The sequence below is a fragment of the Nesterenkonia sandarakina genome (genome assembly GCF_013410215.1).
Taxonomy (GTDB): domain Bacteria; phylum Actinomycetota; class Actinomycetes; order Actinomycetales; family Micrococcaceae; genus Nesterenkonia; species Nesterenkonia sandarakina.
On the sequence record NZ_JACCFQ010000001.1, the window covers coordinates 2,596,323 to 2,617,042 of the forward strand.

The following is a 20,720-nucleotide window of genomic DNA, read 5'->3' on the forward strand; positions in this document are numbered from 1 at the left end:
CCTTTCAAGGTCAGGCCTGCTGAGCAGGCGTGAGGAAACGGTCATGGGTCTGCGCGGCGCCGGATGCCGCAGCGGTGGACGCCTTGCCGGCGGGGCTGGTGGGATCGGATGGCTCGGTGGAATCAGCAGGGTCAGTTGGATCAGCAGGCTCAGGTTGATCAGCAGGCTCAGGTTGATCAGCAGGCTCAGGTTGATCAGCAGGCTCAGGTTGATCAGCGGGCTCAGCCTGCTCAGCAGGGTCAGTCTGATGAGCAAGCTCGTTGGGGTGCCGTGGGGATGCGGAGCTCGGCGCCTCGGCGGTGCCGGTCGAGGACCGCGTCACCGGCGACCCAGGCGCCGATTCTGCGGCCTCGACTCGCAGCAGCCGGGCTGCCAGCAGCAGTCCCGGGATGACCTGCGCCAGCGTCACCCCCAGGGCCATCGAGACGCCGGGGGCGGCGGCGCCGAGTCCCAGCCGGATTCCAAGCAGGGTCCCGGGGACCACGATCCCGAGCAGCGCCAGGGACATGGCGGCCTGGCGCCAGAAGCCAGCACGGTCGGTGAACAGGTTGACCTGGGTCAGGTGAGCGGACTGCGCGATGAGCGCCGCGCTGAGCCCGAGCACCACACCCCAGGACGGCACCAGGCTGCCTCCGGAGACCAGATCTGCCACGGGGCGAGCGAAGCTGAGATAACCCAGGGCCGCTCCGAAGCCGAGCCCGGTGAGCATCAGATTGGCTCGTCTCCAGAGCTGCGGATCCTTCGCCACTGCGAAGCGCGGCCAGAGCACCGTGGCTGCCATATAGAGCACCGAGTAGATCGGCATGTAGAGCTGCAGTGCGATCGCGTACTCGCTGAGGTCCAGGGCTGTGCCCGCACTGGCCAGCACCAGCCGTCCGTGCTGCTCGGAGAGGACCATCCCCGCAGTGGACAGCAGGACCGGCAGTCCCCCGAGCAGGATCAGCCGGATCGAGGTCTCATCGCGCACCACCTTCCCTGCCGGAGCCGGCTGTCCCGGGGCCGCTCCCTGCGGGTGGCCCGGACCGGTGATCCCTCGGAGGCCGATGCGCGGATGGACAAAGGCGAGATAGCCGCAGAGTCCCAGGAAGCTCAGCGTGCTCAGCGGCAGACCCAGAGCCAACCAGGCCACGGGGACCCCGAGCTGCCCCAGCGCCAGGACCACCAGCAGGTTCCCCACCGAGGGGATCAGTCCCAGCAGCACCAGCACATCGGCGCGATCGCGGCCGATGAGGACTCGTTCAGCGATCCCCAGCGGAAGGCTCAGGAAGAACACCGCGAGCACCAGGCTCATCACCAGATCCACTTCCCCGGCCAGGGCCTCGGGCACATCGAAGACCCCGGACCAGAATCCGGAGATCCCGCTCAGCACCGCACCCGCCGCCCCCACCATGCCCACCGTGCCCAGCAGCAGGGCCGTGCGCCGGATCAGCACCCGGACTGTCTCTGCTCCGCTGGCCGAACCATCGGCGCGGGCCACCGCGCGGGCCACCGCTGCCCCCATGCCGAGATCCGCGAATGGCAGGGCGAGCTGCAGCTGGGCGACCAGGGTGATGAACCCGAAGGCCAGCACCCCCGCGTAGTGCACGGTGAGTCCCGCGGTGGTCAGTGCGCACAGCGCGCTGACCGGCAGCACTGCCACGCGCAACCCAGCCGTGCGCAGGAACATCGCGGCCCAGCTGCGCTGCGGTCCAGGTCGGGGAGCACCCGAGGCGGCGGGATCAAGCGCAGTGGAACCCGGGATGGAAGCGTCAGGAGCCATGCCCGCCCACTCTCAACATTCCGGAGACTGCCAGCACCACGGCGGCAGCGTGCGGGCGTGCCCGCAGCCCTCGGGCGAGCTGCCGCAGGCCCTGGTTCCACGCCCCGGAGGCGAAGGCGCCGCGCGCCACCACCGAAGTGAGGAAGTCTGCCCGGGAGCGGTCCGAGAGCCCCGGACCGACCGAGTCGAGCCAGCGCGAACTGGCCTGCCAGTCGGCGCTGCGCGAGATGGAACCGGTGCTGCCCTGGTGCACCCGCACAAGCACCTCGGGCAGCATCCTCAGGGTCTTGCCTGCTGCTTCAAGCCTGGCAAGCCAGTCCCAGTCCTGGTGCCGGGTCAGGTCCTGGTTCCATGGCACCTGCAGGGCGGTGTCGCGGCTGCACAGCAGCGATGAGGTCTGCATGAAGTGCCGACGCAGCCGCAGGGTGGACCGGTCCAGGACGTAGTCGACCACAGGCACCGCCTGGTCTCCCTCGGAGTGGTAGAGCCGCTCCGGCACGACGCGACTCGTGGAGCCGACCAGGAGCGACCGTGAGCTGACCACGGTGTCCTCCCCGGCCACCGCCATCTGCAGAGCGGCCTTCTCCGAGACCCATTCGTCGTCGTCGTCGAGGAAGGCGACGTGAGTTGTGCGCGCGCTGCGCACCCCGAGGTTCCGCGCGCCCGCCCCGCCCAGCCCGCCGGGGCTGACCACCAGCAGGTGCGGCAGTCCCTGCAGCAGCTTCTCCACGCTGGCGGCGTTCTCCGGCCGATCCAGCACCACCAGCGCTGTGGTGGGCCAGGTCTGGCGCGACACCGAGGCGACCGCCCGCTTCAGCGAGCGGCGCCCCACCGTGGGGATGATCGCGGTCAGCGTGCGCGGCGGGGTGGACTCGGGGCGGTCGTCGAGCTCTGCGGTGAACGGGACCTGGTGCGTCGTCTCCGTCCAGGCCGAGGTGGTGATGCTCATCAGGCCCTCCACATCAGCAGCGCGGCGAGCTTCATGGGTTCCAGCAGATAGCGCCCGGCGAGCCGGCGCGGGTCGGTGGCGAGCCGCCACGCCCATTCCAGGCCCATGGTGCCCAGTCGCCGCGGGGCGAGCGACTGGGTACCTCCCAGCTGGTCCAAGGCTCCGCCCACCGTGGCGATCACCGGGACGTCCAGACGTGCGGCGAGCTGATCGGCGATGCGTTCCTGCAGCGGCATGCCCATCCCGATCAGCAGCACCTGGGGATCGTGAGCCCGGATCTCCTCGGCGACCTCATCGACATCCTCGGCCCGCCACGGGTCACCGGGGATGCCCTGCCAGGCGACGTCTCCGCCCAATGAGCGCAGGTGCCGCAGCACCGCTGTGCTCGCCGCCGGGGTGCCGCCGAGCAGCGTCACGCGCTGGATCCCCTCCAGGTCAGCCAGCCCGTCGAGCCAGTCGGTGGACCCGATGCGGTGTTCGGTGCGCAGCGGCGCGCGCTGCCCGATCCGCAGCAGGGCCAGCAGCGGCATCCCGTCGACCACGACGGCTCCGGCGCGGTCATAGAAGTCGCGGAACTCCGGCAGGCTGTACCAGAGGTAGACCGAGTGCAGGTTGTGCCCGGCGACCAGCATCCGCCGGCCCTCCTGGACCGCGTCGCGGATATGGGCGAGCAGCTCCGCGCGGTTCAGCGGGGTGACGGCGACGCCGAGCAGAGGAACATTCAGGGACGGGATGACAGTCATCGGAGATCTCCTTGTGGATGAAGCGACGGTGCACGGAACGGAGCCAGAGGTCGTTGAGCGGCTGCGGGGTCGACTGCTTCGCGGGGTCCAGCTGTGAGGACCGCGAGCAGGATCGGCAGAGCCACATAGGGGTTGTTGAAGCCGCTGACCGAGGCGCTGTTGATCACCGCGATCGCCAGCAGCGTCAGGGTCAGGCCCCAGGGCACCCGGGCCTGGCGCATGATCACCAGCGGCAGGAGCAGCGCCATGAGCAGGGCCAGGAAGCCGCCGTCGTAGAGCAGCCGCAGGATGAAGGAGTGCAGGATGACCGAGTAGCACTGGCCGTCCCCTGCGGAGGAGAACAGCACGTCGTAGTAGGCCAGCGAGGCGCAGCCCTGCGGGGAGAGCGGGGTGATCGGTGGTGTCCCGAAGGTCCAGTCCAGCCATTGCCAGCGCTGGACCTCGCTGAGGAACACCTCGAGGAACCTCACCCGATCGATCACCTCGGACTCCGCGGCCCGGCCTGCGAAGATCACCCAGGGGACGACGACGGCGACCACCGGGGTGAGCATGGCCAGGTAGCGCAGGAAGACATCCCGGGTGCTCACGCTCCAGAGCGCGAAGGCCACGAGCACCAGGTAGGTCAGGGCGCCGCTGCGGGACCCGGAGAGCAGCGTCAGCAGACCCAGCAGCAGGATCAGCCGGATCCCATTGCGCGGGTCATTGCGGTGGATGACCGCTGCCGTGCCGCTGAAGAGCGCCAGTTCGAAGTTGTTCTCCAGGAACAGTCCGGGACGTTCATCCAGACCCAGGGTGAGCGCGGTCAGCACCGACTTCACGGTGGCCAGTCCGACCAGCCACCATGCCAGCCGGGTGAGCAGCTCCGGCCTGCTCCATCGGTGGCCTCGGGCCAGCGCGAAGACCGCGAGGTAGACCAGCCAGCGGTGCGCCTGCAGCAGATCCAGCAGCGGGGGGTCCACCGAGATCGCGGCGAGGCCGCGCGCTGCGAGGTACCCCAGGACCAGGAGCAGGCTCACCCAGGACTGGATCCGACCGCGAAACAGGATCCATACGGCGAGCAGCAGCACCCAGACGTCGAGCAGCGTGGTCATCGGCAGCGGCGAGAACTCACCGACGAAGCCGACGCTGACCAGCCCACCACCGATGAGCAGCAGGCACAGCAGCTTCTGCAGCGCCTCCGGGATCTCCGTGCGGTGCGTAGGTTCGTGGTCGGTGATCGGGTTCTTCGCAGGCACCAGCGGGGTGGTCAGCATGCTCCCGATCACCCCCTGTCCTGCGGGAGGCGCAGGCTGCTCGCTGCGCGCGGAGTCGACTGAGACAGCGCCAGCGTGCCGTCGGGCAGCCGACGACGCCGGGCGGCGGAGTGTCCGGGCCGCTGCGAGTGGGCTTGCGGATCAGACTCGGGGGCCTCGACCTCGGCCGGGCCGCGTGCGGAGCGCCGGCGTCGTGATGTCGGCGGGTGAGCATCGTGGAGCCGGTCCGGGCCGCGCCGTGGGACCCCGGTGAAGACCACGCCCACGATCCGTGCCCGGGCTCGGGCCAGCAGGTCCAGTCCGGTGCTCAGCTGGGCCCGGGTGACTTCGCCGTAGCGGGCCACCACGATGACTCCGGTGGTGATCTGACCGAGCAGCGCCGCGTCGGAGGAGCTCAGCAGGGCGGAAGTGTCGATGATGGTGACGTCATAGGTCTCTGCGCAGGTCTCCAGCATCCCCGCCATGGAGTCCAGGCGAGTGGCCTCCAGGCGCTGATCGGTTCTGCGACCGGCGGGGACGACGTCGAGCCCGGGTTCGGCGTCTCGGAGGATCACGTCCTCGAGATAGGCCCTGCCCGAGAGCACCTCGGTCAGCCCCGTTGGGGTCAGGTCTCGGATCTGGCCCCTCTGGGACCGTCCGGCGCGCAGCTGCTGCACGAGGTCAGGGTTCGCGAAGTCCGCTCCGATCAGCAGCGTCCGGCGACCGCCCTCGACCAGGGACCGAGCCAGGTTCAGCGCCACAGTGGTGCGGCCTTCACGCTCCAGGGAGCTGGTGACCACGTAGGAGCTCGGGGACCCGTGGGTCTCTCCGAACATCAGCCGCATGCGCACCTCACGGAAGGACGCTGCACACTCTGCGGGCCCCGGCGCCGAACGCTGCCTGTTGCCCGAGCTGGCCCTGGACCGTCGGATGACTCCCAGCAGGGGTGCCTCGACGAGGTCCTTGAGGTCGGGTGGGGTGCGGACCGCGGTGTCGAGGGCTTCTTGCAGGAACGCCAGGCCCAGGCCGAGCACCAGACCCACCGCGAGGCCGATCCCCAGCGTCACCTCGAGCCGGGGACTCACCGGACGCGTCGGCACCTCCGCCTCCTGGACCACTGCGAGCTCGACGAGCGGGACGGCATCGCTCGCGGCGCCGCTGACCGGACGATCGATCTCGTTGACCAGCTCCTGAAGGCTGGTCACCGTGGAGTTTGCGATGTCCGCGGCTGCCGCTGCGGTGTCTGCGCTTGCAGTGATCTCCAGCAGCGTGGTGCCCCCGAGCGCCTCTGCGTCGATGTCCTCAGCGAGCCGAGAGCTCGCCATCGGCAGCCGCAGCTCCTCGATCACCGGTCCCAGAACTGCGGGGGTGGTCACCAGGTCTGCGTAGGTCCCGGCACGCTGTTCGGCGAAGTCGCTGCCCTGCTGGAGCTCCTCGAGGTTCTCTCCGGAGGCGGCGGAGACGTAGATCTTGGTGGTCGCCGCGTAGGTGGTCGGCTGGAAGGGGTAGATCACCGCGGCCGCAGCGAGCGCGATCAGCAGGGTGAGCAGGATCGAGGCCCATCGCCGACGGCAGATGCGCACATAGTCGTGCATATTCATGAGTGACAACTTTCCCGGTGCATGGTCAGTAGTCACCGGGTGAGACGCCCCTGGACGGAGGGGCGTCTCTCACGGTGTGCTGACCACGCTAGGCCGGGACGAGTGCCGGGCGTCACAGTGGTGGGTGAACCCCCGCAGGGACTACCGGGGAATACCCGTGATTCCCCGTGGTGCGAACGCTGAAATTGCTTGCATCATCAAGTCGCCCAGGTCAGAGGCAGGACGTCGAGGCGATTCAGGCGGAGCGCAGGTCGCCCTCATCCTCACCTTGGAGCATGCGCCGCAGGGCATGGCGGGACTCCAGCGCCAGCTTTCCGAGGGCATTGGCGACGTGATACTCCACCGTGCGCACCGAGAGCACCAGCTCCTCGGCGACATCCTTGTTGGAGAGCCCCTGACCCACCATCAGGGCGATCTCGCGTTCCCGGGTGGTCAGCGCGCTGAGCGCGAAACGGGCCTTGGAGCTGAGCCCCTCGGGCAGATCGATGATGCGCAGCCGCTCGCTGCCGGCGCTGGCGCCCGAGCCCGGCTTGCGCAGCGCCCGGAACACCTCGTCGGCCTGGTGGAAGAGGCCCTCGGCTCCGCAGCTCTGGAACATCGAGGCGGCCCAGAGCACCCATTCTGAAGCCTCGCCCACCTTCTCCTGGAGGGACTCCATGCCGAGCAGCACACAGTGACCCAGGTCCAGTGCGAGCAGACCCCGGTAGATGCTCAGCGCCCCGCCGTCGCCGGGCACATGCGTGGACTTCAGCGACGGGATCCCTGAGACCGTGGACATGGCGGCACTGAGGTACTCATAGGCCGCCGGGTGTTTGCCCGCGCCCAGGGCGGAGAGTCCGCGCAGGTGCCGGAGCACGTAGTCACGCTGCACCGACGCGGAGTGCTCCTCGCCGCGGATCTTGGTGATCAGGGCGGGCAGCGCCTGTGCGCGGCCGGTATGGAAGAGCGAGCGGCCCAGGAGCACCGCGGGGGTGATCGCTCGGGACCAGATGTTCAGCTCGACCTGGAGCGCGAGCACGCTGCTCACCACCCGCTCGTGGTCCTGGGCGGAGGTGGCTCCCCAGGCCTCGATGAACCCCCAGCCGGCCTTGCCCAGGCTGGTGCCGGTCATGCGGCCGATATGGGCCCGGAGATCGAAGGGCCAGTCCTGCTCCTCGCGGTGACCGCGCGCGGCGGGAACCAGGTGCGCGGCGTTGAAGGCCATCGGCGCGATGTTGTCCTCGGTGATGTCCAGCACCTCGGAGGCTGCCGACTCCGCGAAGGACTGCGCCTCACCCCACAGTCCCGCTTCGAAGAGCAGGTAGGTCATGTGGATCTGCGCCTGGGCCAGTGCCCGGCGATTGCGTCCGGGCCAGTTCTCGATGGCGGTGATCAGGTCCGCGTACGCCTCGGTGGGATGTCCCGCGGTGCGCAGCAGCGCTCCGCGGGCCACCAGCAGCAGCATCTGGGCGGATTCCGTGCCCGGGACCCGACGGAGGTCCTCCAGGAGCACCTCCACCTCGCTGGAGAACGAGTGTGGCTGTTCGGCGTCGCCGATCCCCTCGAGCAGACGCCACAGCTGCAGGCTCGCGCGCAGCCCTCGGGCCTCCGCCAGCAGCTCCTCGGGCGCCGTGATTGCCGTGTCCTGGATCGGTTCCGCCGCAGCCAGCTGCGCCTCCAGGCTCGCCAGGGCTTCGACGGTGCGCTCGGCAACCTTGAACAGGTGCCAGTAGGACCCGCGCAGCCCCGCCATGCGGGAGGCCTGCAGCACGGTGTCCGCATAGGAGAGCAGCGCCTTGGGCGAGGCGGCGGCGAGATCGAGTCCCCCTGCCAGGAAGCCCAGGGTGCCTTCGAGGTCACCTCGCATGAGGCTCTCGCGGGCCAGCACCCCGCGGCGCAGCACTGGATGGATGTCATCGTGGGTGTGCATCCAGCTGCTGGTCGATTCGATGTCGATCCAGGTGCCGGCTCGCAGCGCAGCGAAGGCCAGCGCCTCCAGCGTGGCGCCTGAGCGTTCGACCTCGAAGGCCAGCCGCAAGAGCTCCAAGGTCTCGGCGGTCTCACCGGACCGGCTGGCCAGACTCGCGGCATCGCTCAGCCCTGTCACGATCGCCGGGCGATCCGCCACCGAAGGATCCAGCAGCGCCGCATGGGCCTGATGGCGCACCGAGGCGAGGCCCACCTCCATCCGGGCCAGACGCATGTGCAGGTCGACCTTCTGCTCCCGGGGGAGATCCGCGACCAGGCACCGGGCGAAGATCCGATGCTGCAGGGAGAACCGCCCGGACTTCATCGACTCCTGGACCAGGCTGAATTCCCGCAGCGCCTCAACATCGAGGGTGTCGGTCCCGAGCAGCTCGCGCAGCTCGTGCACGGCGAGTGGGTACCGGGCCAGGGCCAGCAGGCCGAGCGCACGCCGTACGTCCTCGGGGGCCTCCTCGGCGACCTGCCGGATGAGCAGCCGCTGGGTCTTCGCAGGGCCCTGACCCTTCTCCAGATCCCGCAGCGCCGCGTCGAGGGCGGCGGCACTGACTGCCTCCTCCTGGGTCGTGAGCTTCTCGATCACGTAGTTCACGAATGCCGGCAGACCGCCGGTGCCTTCGTGAACCCGGCCGGCGACGTTGCTGCTGATCGGCAGTCCGGTCTCGCGCTGGAGCAGGGCGCGCAGCTCGGCCCGGCTGAAGGGCTCCAGCACGATGCGCTGCGCCTCTCCGGCCGTCTGGGTGTAACGAGTCAGACGCAGCAGCTCTGGGCGTGTGCTCAGGCGTCCGGTGACCAGGGAGAGCATCGGCACGTCTTCCACCTCGCGGATCGTCTGATAGATCACGTCCGCGGAGAGGGAGTCCATCCACTGCAGGTCCTCGATGACCAGCACCACGGGTTCGGTGATGCCATCGGCCTGTTCTTGGATCAGCGCGGCGAGCCCGGCCTTCTCGGTGGGGGCTCGCAGGCGCTGCTTCTTGCGCAGCAGATGGGTGGCGGCGTATCCGGGGCTCTCCTGATCTGCGGCGTCGAGGTAGACGTTGGCTCGCGACCAGCCGGTGAGCCGGGAGACGGCTTCATTGAGCAGGGCGGTCTTCCCGACGCCCGGGTGCCCCTCGATCAGTATGAATCGCGGCTCCCCGGACGCACGGACGGCAGAGGCGGCCGCGGTGATCGCGGCCAGCTCGGACTCCCGGCCCAGAAACGTGGTCAATCTCGACATCAAAGCTCCCGTCACAGGTGGCACCCTGTCCGCTTCAGGGTACAGACATGGATGCCACCTGCTTCGGCACAGCTTATGTCACGGTTCTTCCCAGGAAAACGCCTGACGGGAAGATTTAGTTCAAATCTAAATATTGAATCCCAGGGCGCGCATCTGCTCCCGACCGTCGTCGGTGATCTTCTCCGGGCCCCACGGCGGCATCCAGACCCAGTTGAGCCGCCACTCATCGACCAGGCTGCCCACATGCTGTCCGACCTGCTCCTCGAGCACATCGGTGAGCGGGCAGGCGGCGGTGGTCAGCGTCATATCGATCAGCAGGGCACCGTCCTCGGCGTAGTTCAGGCCATAGAGCAGGCCCAGATCCACGACGTTGATCCCGAGCTCCGGGTCGATCACGTCCTTGAGGGCTTCCTCGACGTCTTCCAGCGGCGTCTGAGCCGCAGCGGGCGCGTCACTCATGGTGCGCTCCTTTCCTTCGAAGTTCTCTGCATCTGTGCGGGGCTTGCGTGTCATCTCAGGCGGTGTTGCCGCAGCCTTGCGGCTGGCTGTGGTGTCAGGGCGTGGCAGCTTCTGCCGGTTTCAACCGTGTCGGCTTCGGGTCTATGCCCGGCCGCGCGCCTGAACCAGGGCGTCGCGCAGCGCCATCCATCCCAGCAGAGCACATTTGATCCGTGCCGGATAGCGTGCCACACCGGTGAAGGCCGAGGCATCCTCGAGGGCCTCCTGCCGCACGGCATCGAGTTCCTTCCCGCGGGCCGCCATCAGGTCCCGGAAGTACCCGCCGAGTTCCTCGGCGCGGGTCACCGGGTGCCCGGTGACCAGCTCGTGCATCACCGAGAGCGAGGCCTGGGAGATGAAGCATCCTTCTCCGGTCCACCCGAGCTGGAGGATCGTCTCTCCTGCTGGATCCAGGTTCACCCGCAGAGTGACCTGATCCCCGCAGGTGGGGTTGATCTGGAAGGACTCCCCGCCATAGTCGAGGAGTTCACCGGCGCCCTGGCGCGCGCGGGCATGATCCAGGATGACCTGCTGGTAGAGCTGTTCCATCGCGTCGGCCATCAGCGGGAGACCCCTCTCGGTGCGCGCCCGCCGACGACCTCAGACGGGGTGAAGAACCTGCGGACCTCGTGCAGCCCCTGGATGAAGGCCTCGACATCGGCCGCGGTGGTGTAGACCCCGGCAGAGGCTCGGGCAGAGGCATGCACGCCCAACCGACGGTGGATCGGCTGCGCGCAGTGGTGGCCCACCCGAACGGCGATCCCGGCGTCGTCGAGCACCTGGCCGACATCGTGCGGGTGCACCCCGTCCACCTCGAAGGCGACGACGGCGAGCCGATCCGTGGCATCTGGGGGTCCCAGCACGCGGACCCCGGGCACCGAGGCGATGCCCTCGAGCAGCAGCTCAGTCATCTGCTGCTCATGGGCGGCCACCTGGTCCATGCCCAGGGCACCGAGGTACTCCACCGCGGCGCGGAAGCCCACCACCTGAGCCACCATCTGGGTCCCGGCCTCGAAGCGCTGCGGCGGGGGCATGAAGCTGGTGGACTCCATGGTGACCACTTCCACCATGGACCCTCCGGTGAGGAAGGGCGGCAGGTCTTGGAGCAGCTCGGCACGGCCGTAGAGGGCGCCCACGCCGGTGGGTCCCACCATTTTGTGGGCGGAGAATGCCGCGAAGTCGACGTCCAGGCCATGAAAGTCCACCGGCATGTGCGCGGCGGTCTGGCAGGCGTCGAGCACCACGTAGGCACCCACGGCTCGGGCTCGGGCCACCAGCGCGGGGACATCGGTGATCGCCCCGGTGACGTTGGAGGCGTGGGTGATGGCCACCACCCGGGTGCGCTCCCCGATCACCGAGAAGCTCTCCGGATCCAGGCGCCCCTCGGCGGTGACCGAGATCCAGCGCAGGGTGGCGCCGGTCTTCGCGGCCAGCTGCTGCCAGGGCACCAGGTTCGCGTGGTGTTCAGCCTCGCTGACCACGATCTCATCCCCGGGCGTCAGCGCGAAGCGCGACCGGGCCTGCGCGCTGACCGCCTCGAAGGCGGGGCTGGCAGGTCCCGCCGCGGCGGCGAGGCTGGCATTGAGGAAGCCGTAGGCCACCAGGTTCAGCGCTTCGGTGGCATTCTTGGTCCAGACGATCTCATCGGTGTCGGCACCGAGGAAGCCGGCCACCGTCTCACGGGCAGTCTCGTAGGCCTCGGTGGCCTCTTCGGCGATCTGGTGCGCCCCGCGGTGCACCGCAGCATTGGTCTGGGAGTAGAACCCCGACTCGGCGTCGATGACCTGCTGCGGCTTCTGCGCGGTGGCCCCGGAGTCCAGGTACACCAGGGGCTTCCCGCCGCGGACCGTGCGGCCCAGCAGCGGGAAGTCAGCCCTGATGGTGTCTGGATTCAACACTGTGCTGCTCAGGCCTGGACCGGGGCGAGGAAGCGGTCGTAGCCGTTGGCCTCGAGCTCGTCGGCCAGCTCCGGCCCGCCCTGCTCGGCGACGCGGCCGTCGACGAAGACGTGGACGAACTGCGGAGTGATGTAGTTCAGGATCCGCGTGTAGTGGGTGATCAGCAGGGTGCCCATGTCGTTCTCGGAGTGCGCCCGGTTGACACCGTCGGAGACCACGCGCAGGGCGTCGATGTCCAGACCGGAGTCGGTCTCGTCGAGCACGGCGAACTTGGGCTTGAACAGCTCCATCTGCAGGATCTCCACGCGCTTCTTCTCACCGCCGGAGAAGCCCTCGTTGACGTTGCGGTTGGCGAAGTCGGCGTCGATCTTGAGCTTCTCCATGGCGCCGCGGACGTCCTTGGTCCAGGTGCGCAGCTTCGGGGCCTCGCCGTCGATGGCGGTCTTGGCGGTGCGCAGGAAGTTGGTCATGGTCACCCCGGGGACCTCGACGGGGTACTGCATGGCCAGGAACAGGCCGGCGCGGGCGCGCTCGTCCACGGACATCTCCAGCACGTCTTCGCCGTCCATGGTGATGGTCCCGGAGGTCACCTGGTAGCGCGGGTGCCCGGCGATGGTGGAGGCCAGTGTGGACTTCCCGGAGCCGTTGGGGCCCATGATGGCGTGGATCTCGCCGGACTTGATGGTCAGGGTGACGCCTTTGAGGATCTCTTTGGAGCCCTGCTCGGTCTCGATGGAGACGTGCAGGTCCTTGATCTCGAGAGTAGACATTCTTTGCGTGTCCTTTGCTTGGTTCTGTGAGGTGTTGATGATGGAGCGAACGAGCCGCGGCGGCCCTGGGGGTCAGCTGAGACCGGGCAGCGGAGGCTGTCTCTAGAAGCCGGCGATCTTCAGTTCGTTCTCCAGATCCTGCTGGACGCTGTCCTCGATCGACTCCACGCCGATGGCCTGGACGATCTCGTTGAGGAACCCGCGCACCACGAGCTGGCGGGCCTCCTTCTCAGGGATGCCGCGAGCCATCAGGTAGAACAGGTGGTTCTCGTCGAAGCGTCCGGTGGAGGAGGCGTGTCCTGCACCCTCGATGAGTCCGGTCTCGATCTCCAGGTTCGGGATCGAGTCGGCGCGGGCGCCGTCGGTGAGGATCAGGTTCTGGTTCTTCTCATAGGAGTCGGTGCCCTCGGCCGCCTTGCGGATGAGCACGTCACCGACCCAGACGGTGCGCGCGTCCTGGCCCTGCAGCGCGCCCTTGTAGAGCACATTGGAGCTGTTCCGCGGGGAGTTGTGGTCCACGAAGCTGCGGTGCTCCAGGTGCTGGCCGGCATCGGCGAAGTAGAGACCATACATGGCCGCTTCCCCACCCTCGGCTGCGTAGCGGACGTTGGAGTTCAGCCGCACGACCTCGCCGCCCAGGGTGACCGAGATGTGCTTGTACTTCGCGTCACGACCCACCTCGGCGTCCTGCTGGCCCACGTGGATGGCGTCCTCGTCCCAGCGCTGCAGGGAGACCACTGTGACGTCGGAGCCGTCGCGCGCGATCACCTCCACGTTGAGGTTGGCATCGGCGGAGCCGCGGTGCTCCATGACGAAGACCACCTTGGAGTGCGTGCCGGCTTCGAGCACGAGGTGCCCGTTGGCGCGCTGGCCGGCGGCCTCACCGGTGATGTCCAGGAACACCGGCTCGGTCAGCTCGGTGTCGGCGGCGACCTTGATGTGATCGGCCTTCTCGGTCTGGCTGTACCCGACGACGGCGGCGCGATCGGCTGCCGAGAACACGGTGCCGCGCGGGGACTGGGCCTGGGCGAGCTCGCCCTGGGTGACGCCCTCGGCCAGGTTGCGGACCTTCAGGCGCACCGGGGTCTGGGTGGCCGCGTCGGAGAGCACCCGGCCCAGCTTCTTCAGCGGGGAGAAGCGCCACTCCTCCTCGCGCCCGGTGGGCACGGCGAAGTCGGCGACGTCCAGGCTGGTGGTGCGGTCGGCGCGGGAGCCGCCGGACTTGGCCTTGACGGTGGACTCGCCGAGGCCGCCATGGGTGTGTTCGGTCTCCTCATGGGCGGTGGCGAGGTTCTCGCCCTCCTCGCTCATGCCGGGGATCGTGATGCGGGCTTCCCCGACCTCGACTCCTGCGACCTGTTCCGCCTGATCGGCGGACGCGGAATTCGTCATGTGTTTCTCTTCCCTTGTTTCTTCATGCGCGGGTCTGCGTGCGCGGTTCAACGGAGGCGCTGCGGTGGACGGCAGACCCCAGCCGCCCGGCTCCTGTGCGGGACCGGGCGGCTGGGAGGATGCCTGGAGAACGCTGGGTCAGCCGACCGAGCCTTCCATCTGCAGCTCGATCAGGCGGTTGAGCTCCAGGGCGTACTCCATGGGCAGCTCGCGGGCGATCGGCTCGATGAAGCCGCGCACGATCATCGCCATGGCCTCGTCCTCGGCCAGGCCGCGGGCCATCAGGTAGAAGAGCTGGTCCTCAGAGACCTTCGAGACCGTGGCCTCGTGGCCCAGGGTGACGTCGTCTTCGCGGATGTCGATGTACGGGTAGGTGTCGGACCGGGAGATCGTGTCCACCAGCAGGGCGTCACAGACCACCGAGTTCGCGGAGTTCGAGGCGCCCTCGTTGATCTGGACCAGACCGCGGTAGGCCGCGCGTCCACCGTTGCGGGCCACGGACTTCGAGACGATCGTGGAGGAGGTGTTCGGCGCCATGTGGACCATCTTGGAACCGGTGTCCTGGTGCTGGCCCTCGCCGGCGAAGGCCACCGAGAGCGTCTCGCCCTTGGCGTGCTCACCGGTGAGGTAGACGGCGGGGTACTTCATGGTCACCTTGGACCCGATGTTGCCGTCGATCCACTCCATGGTGCCGCCGGCGTCGACCACGGCGCGCTTGGTCACCAGGTTGTACACGTTGGTGGACCAGTTCTGGATGGTGGTGTAGCGAACGCGGGCGTTCTTCTTCACCACGATCTCCACCACGGCGGAGTGCAGCGAGTCGGAGTCATAGATCGGAGCGGTGCAGCCTTCGATGTAGTGGACGTAGGAGTCCTCGTCCGCGATGATCAGGGTCCGCTCGAACTGACCCATGTTCTCGGTGTTGATCCGGAAGTAGGCCTGCAGCGGGATCTCCACGTGCACGCCCTTGGGGACGTAGACGAAGGAGCCGCCGGACCACACCGCGGTGTTCAGCGCCGCGAACTTGTTGTCGCCCACCGGGATGACCGAGCCGAAGTACTCCTCGAAGAACTCAGGGTGCTCCTTCAGGGCGGTGTCGGTGTCCATGAAGATCACGCCCTGCTCCTCCAGGTCCTCGCGGATCTGGTGGTAGACGACCTCGGACTCGTACTGGGCTGCGACGCCGGAGACCAGACGCTCACGCTCGGCCTCGGGGATTCCGAGCTTCTCGTAGGTGTTGCGGATGTCCTCGGGGAGATCCTCCCAGGTCTTCGCCTGCTTCTCGGTGGAGCGCACGAAGTACTTGATGTTGTCGAAGTCGATCCCGGAGAGGTCAGCACCCCACATGGGCATGGGCTTGCGCTGGAAGTACTTCAGGCCCTTCTTGCGCAGCTTGAGCATCCACTCGGCTTCGCTCTTCTTCGAGGAGATGTCCTCCACGACCGCTTCGTCGATGCCACGCTTGGCGTTGGCTCCGGCGGTGTCGGAGTCCGCCCAGCCGTATTCGTAGGAACCGATGCCGTGGAGCTCGGGGTTGCGCTCCAAGATGTCGGAGATGACCCCCTGGTCGTTCTCGCGCTGGATCTGCTCGGTCATGACAACCTCTCTTGTTGACGGGGGGAAATGACGATTCGCTTTCGTCCGCCGCTGACCTTGCGCGACTGATGTGTCGCACCGTCTGCGGCGCTGATCTGTAGTTCTGCCTCTGCGCTGGCAGCGGCACGCGCCCGCTGCTCTGCGGCGAGCTTCTCGCGGCCCACAGGGACGTGGGTGGTGCAGACATGGGCACCGGCCGCCTGTGTGGAAAGCCGCCTGACATCGACGTCGAGCAGGCGGGAGATCATATCGGTCTCCTCCTCACAGAACACCGGATGGGCCGCGGCTATTTCCCGGATCGGGCAGTGACCCTGACACAGCTGAGTGGACTGCATGGCCAGAAGTGGGTTGTCTCGGCCCACCAGGCGGGTGAACCCGGCGAACCCGGCCTCGTTGAAGAGCTCCGAGAGACGCTCGGTGCGCGCATCGAGGTCCTCGATCGCGGAGAGCTCCGGCTCCCAGCGCCGCTCGAAGTCGGAGAAGTACTCCCGGGCCAGCCCGGCCGCTGCGGAGATCTCTGCCTCGGGAGCGGCGGGTCCCTCTTCCAGCAGCCCCAGTGCGGTCTTGACCAGGCCGAGGTAGTCATCCCCCATGGTGCGCTGGCCGCGCTGGGAGACCACATAGCGTCGCGAGGGCCGGCCGGCCCCGCGGCGCCGCGTCGTGACATTCTTGACCTCGAGGATGCCTTGTTCGGTCATCGCGTCCAGGTGGCGGCGCACTGCGGCTGCGGTGAGCTGGAGCTGGTCCCCCAGTGCGGCGGCACTGATCGGGCCCTCCTCGACCACCAGCTGCAGGACCCGCTGCCGGGTGGTGCTTTCCGCCTCGCGGATCACCTCGGCCGGGGCGCCGGGCTCGGCTGCGTCCACCTCAGGTGAGGCAGGCGCTGCGGCGGCAGGCTCGGACGCGGGCGAATACATGACTCTATTCTGACCTATTCAGAACAAAGCCGCCAGCAAGGTCGACCTAAGTAGTGCTCAGTGCCCGCAGGCCTGGTCCCGGCGTCGCATCACCAGCACGTGGAACAGGACCCGGAGCGTCCCCCGCGATCTTCTACGGGGTGTAGAAATGTAGACTGGTGCGGTGCCCCAGTTTTCGCCCTGTCTGACTCTGCGCCACGTGCGCTATGCCGTCGGCTCAGCTCGCAGCCCGCAGGGACTCAAGGAGATCCTGCGCGGCGTGGACCTCACGGCTCGTTCCGGGGAGGTCACGGTCCTGCTCGGGCCCAACGGCGCCGGCAAGACGACTACGCTGAGCTGCGCCCAGGGACTGCTGCATCCCTCTCAGGGCACCGTCGCGCTGCTGGGCGAGGACCCCTTCCGAGCTGACGCGAAGCTCCGCGCTCGGGTCGGGGTGATGCTCCAGGACGGTGGCATGCCGCAATCGGTCCAGCCCCGCGCGCTGCTTCATCATGTGGCCGCCCTGCACCAGAACCCCTGGCCGGTGGAGGACCTGGTGGAGCGGCTGGGCATGGGTGATTTCCTGCGCACCTCCATCCGCCGCCTCTCCGGCGGACAGAGGCAGCGGGTCGCGCTGGCCGCCAGTCTGCTCGGCCGCCCCGAGGTGGTCTTCCTGGACGAGCCCACCGCCGGACTGGACCCGCAGTCCCGGCAGACCGTCTTCGCGCTGATCGGGGAGCTCCGGGAAATGGGAATGGGCATCGTCTTGACCACCCACCTGCTCGAGGAGGCCCAGAAGCTCGCGGATTCGGTCTTCATCCTCAAGGACGGCGAAGTGGTGCGCCACGGATCCGTCGCCGAGCTCACCGGCGCCGGGTCGGCGGGCACCGGTTCCACCGACGGCGCGGCGCGCCGGATGGTCTTCACGGCGGCCAGAACCCTGACCCGCGCCGAGATCGCGAGCGCGCCGGTGAGCATCGAGCTCGACGGCGGCACCGATAACGCCCCAGGTGCCACCTGGACGACCTCGCGCCTGACCGGCCCGGCACAGCTTCGCGAACTCGCGGCCTGGTGGGAGCTGATCGACATGATGCCCGTGGAGGTCCGTATGGAGGCTCGCACACTGGAAGACGTCTTTTGGGAGGTCTCTGCCGCATGAGCTCTCTGCACGCTCCGCTGGCGCCGGCGCCGCGCCCGGCCATCCGCCGGGTGCTTGCGCACGGGCTCTACGAGACCCGCAATGTGCTGCGGAACGGCGAGCAGCTGCTGGTCTCGCTGATCCTGCCGCTGCTGGTGCTCTTCGGCGCCCACCGCCTGGAGCTGATCACCTCCGCCGGGACTCCCAGCATCGATGTGATCACCCCCGGCGTGCTGGCCCTGGCCGTGATGGCCTCGGCGTTCACCGGCCAGGGCATCGCCACCGGCTTCGAACGGCAGTACGGGGTGCTGGCGTATCTGGCCACCACACCCCTGGGAGCCACGGGCCTGATCCTGGGCAAAGCCATCGCCGTGCTCGCGGTGGTCGCCGTGCAGGTGCTGGTGATCGGCGCCGCCGGGCTGATCCTGGGGTGGAGCCCAGACCCGGTGGGACTGGTGTGGCTGGGCGTCGTCGTCGTCCTGGGCGCCACCGCGTTCACCGCGCTGGGGCTGCTGCTGGCCGGCACGGTGCGCGCCGAGGCGACCCTGGCCCTGACCAATGTCATCTGGGTGCTGCTCGGCGCCGCCGGCGGCTCGGTGTTCCCGCTCAACCACGACGGCGCCGGGGCGCTGCTGCTGCTGCTTCCCTCCGCAGCGCTGGGTGAGGGCCTGCGCTCCGCGTCCTTCGATGGCTCGTTCCCTGTCCTGGAAGCTCTGATTCTCGCCGGGTGGGCCGCACTGGCCGTCCTGGCCGCACGAAGGTGGTTCAACTGGCGATGAAGTTCCCGATGAATATGATCGAAGCCTTTCGCAACAACCTGCCCACGCGCATCACCCGCGCCACCCAGGTGGTGGCCTGGGCGACGCTGGTCAGCAACATCGCCATCATCCTCACCGGAGGCGCGGTCCGGCTGACCGCCTCCGGGCTCGGCTGTCCGGAGTGGCCGCGCTGCACCCCGGAGTCCTGGGTCGCAACCCAGGAGATGGGACTGCACGGCGCCATCGAGTTCGGAAACCGGCTGTTGACCTACGTGCTGGTGCTGATCTGCGCGCTGATGTTCTTCGCGCTGCTGCGGCTGCGGCGCAGTCACCGTGCGCTGTTCCGGATGAGCCTGGTGATCCTGGCCGGGATCCCGCTGCAGGCCGTCATCGGGGGCATCACGGTGTGGACGAACCTGAACCCCTGGATCGTGGGGCTGCACTTCCTGCTCTCCGCGGCGCTGGTCATGGTCTCCACCATGCTGCTGAATCGGATCCGCCTGGAGCGGCGGGTGGCCCGCGAAGCCGGTCAGGACGCCGGCCAGCAGGCGGGCATGGACGCCACTCAGAGCGCCACCGCGGCCTCCGACGCGGGGTCCGGCCCGGAGTTCCAGACCAGCTCCGCCGCTGGGACTGCGGCAGACCGCGACGGCGTGGCCGGGATCCGGATGAGCCACGGCCCCTCCGACGCAGTGACCTCAGCGATGGCCCCGGTGATCCTGATCTCGACCTGGGTCTCGGTCTTCCTGGGCACTGTGGTCACCGGAACCGGCCCGCACGCCGGGGACCCCGGGTCGCCGCGGCATCTCTTCGACCCGGACCTGGTGACCCGGATGCATGTGGTCCCGGTCTACGTGCTGTGCTTCGCAGCGATCGCGCTTCTGGTGCGCCAGCATCAAATCGGCGCCGCGGCGAACCAGCGGCGCAGCGCCTGGGGACTCTTCGTCATCATCATCGCCCAGGGCGTCATCGGATACGTCCAGCACTTCACCGGGCTGCCGGTCCTGCTCGTCGGGCTGCACATGCTGGGATCGGCGCTGCTGGTGGTCACCGCCACCGCGGTCTTCGACAGCTACCGCGCCCGGTATCGCACCCGGGGCCTCTCCCAGGCTCCGGCCGAGCCGGCCGGCCAGCCGGGACTTGCTCAGCCCAGCCGCGCCAGCTGAACCAGGGTCGCGTCGAGATCCCGCGTCTGAGTTGCGGGAACCGAGTCGACTTTCGCCAGGCGCAGCTCTGAGTCCAACAGGAAGCTGATGCGCTGGGCTGCCCCGGTGACCGGATCGAAGGCGCCGTAGCGCTGGGCGATCTCGCCGTGCGGCCAGAAGTCACTGACCAGATCGAAGCCCAGCTCACCGGCCCGGGAGGCAGGGTCGGAATCAGGCGCAGGGTCGGAATCAGGTGCCGGGTCGGCCCGGTCCTCGGAGCGCAGCATCTCGGCGTAGGCGCGCAGACTGTGGATCGGGTCGCAGCTGATGGCCAGTACGCGCGCCGAGGTCTCACGGATGCTGCCTCGGCGCGCCGTGAGGGCCTGCAGCTCGGAATCACAGACCCGGCTGAAGGCGAAGGGGTAGAACAGCAGCAGCACCGGTGTGCCACGGAGCTGATCGAGCTCGAGCACCTCCCCGTGCTGGGTGCGCCCCGAGAATCCCGGCGCCGGCTCGCCGATCCTCGGGAGCCGCGAGGCGGTCACTGCTTCTTGCGGCCCATCAGCCGGGTGGCGGCCCAGTGGGTGCTCACTCCGGCGGAGGAGGTGACATGGAGTCCGGCGTTCGGCGCCGCGTCCTGGATCTCCACCGGCGCGACGTAACCCTCGCGACCCGACCGTGGGGTCAGCAGCCACAGCACGCCGCCCTCGTCCAGGGTGGCCAGGGCGTCCACCAGCGCGTCCGTGAGGTCATCGTCGCCGTCTCGGAACCAGACCAGCACGGCGTCGACGACCTCTTGGACGTCCTCGTCGAGCAGCTCCTCGTCGAGGAGGTCCTCCAGACGGTCACGGAAGTCGTCGTCGACGTCCTCATCCACACCGATCTCCTGGACCAGCGAGTCGGGCTTGAGCCCGAGCTCCTGGAGCAGGTCGCCGAGCGAGACGACGTTGGTTCCGGCGTCGTTCTTGTGGTCCGTCGCGATGCCCGACGGATCCTCGGCTGCAGAAGCCTGACTCACCTGAGGTTCCCTTCCTCTTTCATTAGCGTCTGGAGCGCGGCTCCTCCGCAAGGGAAGGGGCCGCCACCAGCAACGTTACGCGGACCCCTGTCGGTTCGGGAAGTGCGACACCACCTGAGCGGGTAGAGTTGAGCTGAAATTCG

General features: G+C 68.5%; 18 protein-coding genes. 3 read left to right on the forward strand and 15 right to left on the reverse strand.

Annotated elements, in window-relative coordinates; genetic code table 11:
• Positions 1–10: 10 nt before the first annotated feature.
• From HNR11_RS11910 to HNR11_RS11970, 13 genes are all read right to left on the reverse strand, one after another.
• Positions 11–1,759, reverse strand: coding sequence for a lipopolysaccharide biosynthesis protein (locus HNR11_RS11910; RefSeq protein WP_179442558.1), 1,749 nt, complete (start codon positions 1,757–1,759; stop codon positions 11–13).
• A complete protein-coding gene (locus tag HNR11_RS11915; protein ID WP_179442560.1) occupies positions 1,749–2,708 on the reverse strand; it encodes a glycosyltransferase family 2 protein in 960 nt (319 codons plus the stop codon). The genes HNR11_RS11910 and HNR11_RS11915 overlap by 11 nt, the downstream gene beginning before the upstream one ends.
• Positions 2,708–3,451, reverse strand: a complete 744-nt coding sequence (locus tag HNR11_RS11920; protein ID WP_179442562.1) for a WecB/TagA/CpsF family glycosyltransferase — start codon at positions 3,449–3,451, stop codon at positions 2,708–2,710. Before HNR11_RS11920 ends, HNR11_RS11915 begins: the two co-directional genes overlap by 1 nt.
• Complete coding sequence (locus HNR11_RS11925) at positions 3,448–4,716, reverse strand: hypothetical protein (RefSeq protein WP_179442564.1); 1,269 nt, start codon at positions 4,714–4,716, stop codon at positions 3,448–3,450. The genes HNR11_RS11920 and HNR11_RS11925 overlap by 4 nt, the downstream gene beginning before the upstream one ends.
• Positions 4,713–6,284, reverse strand: a complete 1,572-nt coding sequence (locus HNR11_RS11930; RefSeq protein WP_179442566.1) for a tyrosine-protein kinase domain-containing protein — start codon at positions 6,282–6,284, stop codon at positions 4,713–4,715. Before HNR11_RS11930 ends, HNR11_RS11925 begins: the two co-directional genes overlap by 4 nt.
• Before the next feature lie 235 nt (positions 6,285–6,519).
• Positions 6,520–9,468, reverse strand: a complete 2,949-nt coding sequence (locus HNR11_RS11935) for a helix-turn-helix transcriptional regulator (protein WP_179442568.1) — start codon at positions 9,466–9,468, stop codon at positions 6,520–6,522.
• A 126-nt stretch (positions 9,469–9,594) separates the two neighbouring features.
• Complete coding sequence (locus HNR11_RS11940) at positions 9,595–9,927, reverse strand: metal-sulfur cluster assembly factor (RefSeq protein ID WP_058889463.1); 333 nt, start codon at positions 9,925–9,927, stop codon at positions 9,595–9,597.
• 141 nt (positions 9,928–10,068) lie between these two features.
• The gene (gene sufU, locus HNR11_RS11945) at positions 10,069–10,527 is read right to left on the reverse strand and encodes a Fe-S cluster assembly sulfur transfer protein SufU (protein WP_179442570.1); all 459 of its coding nucleotides are present in this window, start codon (positions 10,525–10,527) and stop codon (positions 10,069–10,071) included.
• Positions 10,527–11,861: a cysteine desulfurase gene (locus HNR11_RS11950; RefSeq protein ID WP_343050669.1), complete on the reverse strand. Its 1,335-nt coding sequence runs from the start codon at positions 11,859–11,861 to the stop codon at positions 10,527–10,529. The genes sufU and HNR11_RS11950 overlap by 1 nt, the downstream gene beginning before the upstream one ends.
• An 11-nt stretch (positions 11,862–11,872) precedes the next feature.
• Positions 11,873–12,634, reverse strand: a complete 762-nt coding sequence (gene sufC, locus HNR11_RS11955; protein ID WP_179442572.1) for a Fe-S cluster assembly ATPase SufC — start codon at positions 12,632–12,634, stop codon at positions 11,873–11,875.
• A gap of 102 nt (positions 12,635–12,736) precedes the next feature.
• Positions 12,737–14,026 carry a Fe-S cluster assembly protein SufD gene (sufD, locus tag HNR11_RS11960; RefSeq protein WP_179442574.1) on the reverse strand — a complete coding sequence of 430 codons (1,290 nt, stop codon included), beginning with the start codon at positions 14,024–14,026 and terminating at the stop codon, positions 12,737–12,739.
• A gap of 138 nt (positions 14,027–14,164) precedes the next feature.
• Positions 14,165–15,622, reverse strand: a complete 1,458-nt coding sequence (gene sufB, locus HNR11_RS11965; RefSeq protein WP_179442575.1) for a Fe-S cluster assembly protein SufB — start codon at positions 15,620–15,622, stop codon at positions 14,165–14,167.
• Complete coding sequence (locus tag HNR11_RS11970; RefSeq protein WP_179442576.1) at positions 15,619–16,539, reverse strand: helix-turn-helix transcriptional regulator; 921 nt, start codon at positions 16,537–16,539, stop codon at positions 15,619–15,621. Before HNR11_RS11970 ends, sufB begins: the two co-directional genes overlap by 4 nt.
• A gap of 163 nt (positions 16,540–16,702) precedes the next feature.
• Between HNR11_RS11970 and HNR11_RS11975 the strand changes: the two genes are divergently transcribed.
• From HNR11_RS11975 to HNR11_RS11985, 3 genes are read left to right on the forward strand one after another with little or no spacing between them, the layout of a single operon-like run.
• Positions 16,703–17,677 (forward strand): ABC transporter ATP-binding protein, encoded by a 975-nt coding sequence (locus HNR11_RS11975; RefSeq protein ID WP_310735367.1) that lies wholly within the window; start codon positions 16,703–16,705, stop codon positions 17,675–17,677.
• Positions 17,674–18,435: an ABC transporter permease gene (locus HNR11_RS11980; protein ID WP_179442577.1), complete on the forward strand. Its 762-nt coding sequence runs from the start codon at positions 17,674–17,676 to the stop codon at positions 18,433–18,435. The genes HNR11_RS11975 and HNR11_RS11980 overlap by 4 nt, the downstream gene beginning before the upstream one ends.
• Positions 18,436–18,443: 8 nt before the next feature.
• Complete coding sequence (locus HNR11_RS11985) at positions 18,444–19,580, forward strand: COX15/CtaA family protein (RefSeq protein WP_179442578.1); 1,137 nt, start codon at positions 18,444–18,446, stop codon at positions 19,578–19,580.
• Here HNR11_RS11985 and HNR11_RS11990 read toward each other — a convergent pair.
• Together HNR11_RS11990 and HNR11_RS11995 are read right to left on the reverse strand one after the other, a co-directional pair.
• Positions 19,559–20,104: a redoxin domain-containing protein gene (locus HNR11_RS11990; protein WP_343050670.1), complete on the reverse strand. Its 546-nt coding sequence runs from the start codon at positions 20,102–20,104 to the stop codon at positions 19,559–19,561. The two genes, HNR11_RS11985 and HNR11_RS11990, sit on opposite strands and share 22 nt — an antisense overlap.
• Entirely contained in the window at positions 20,101–20,577 is a 477-nt protein-coding gene (locus HNR11_RS11995) for a DUF3052 family protein (protein ID WP_083504914.1), read from the reverse strand. Before HNR11_RS11995 ends, HNR11_RS11990 begins: the two co-directional genes overlap by 4 nt.
• Positions 20,578–20,720 lie beyond the last annotated feature (143 nt).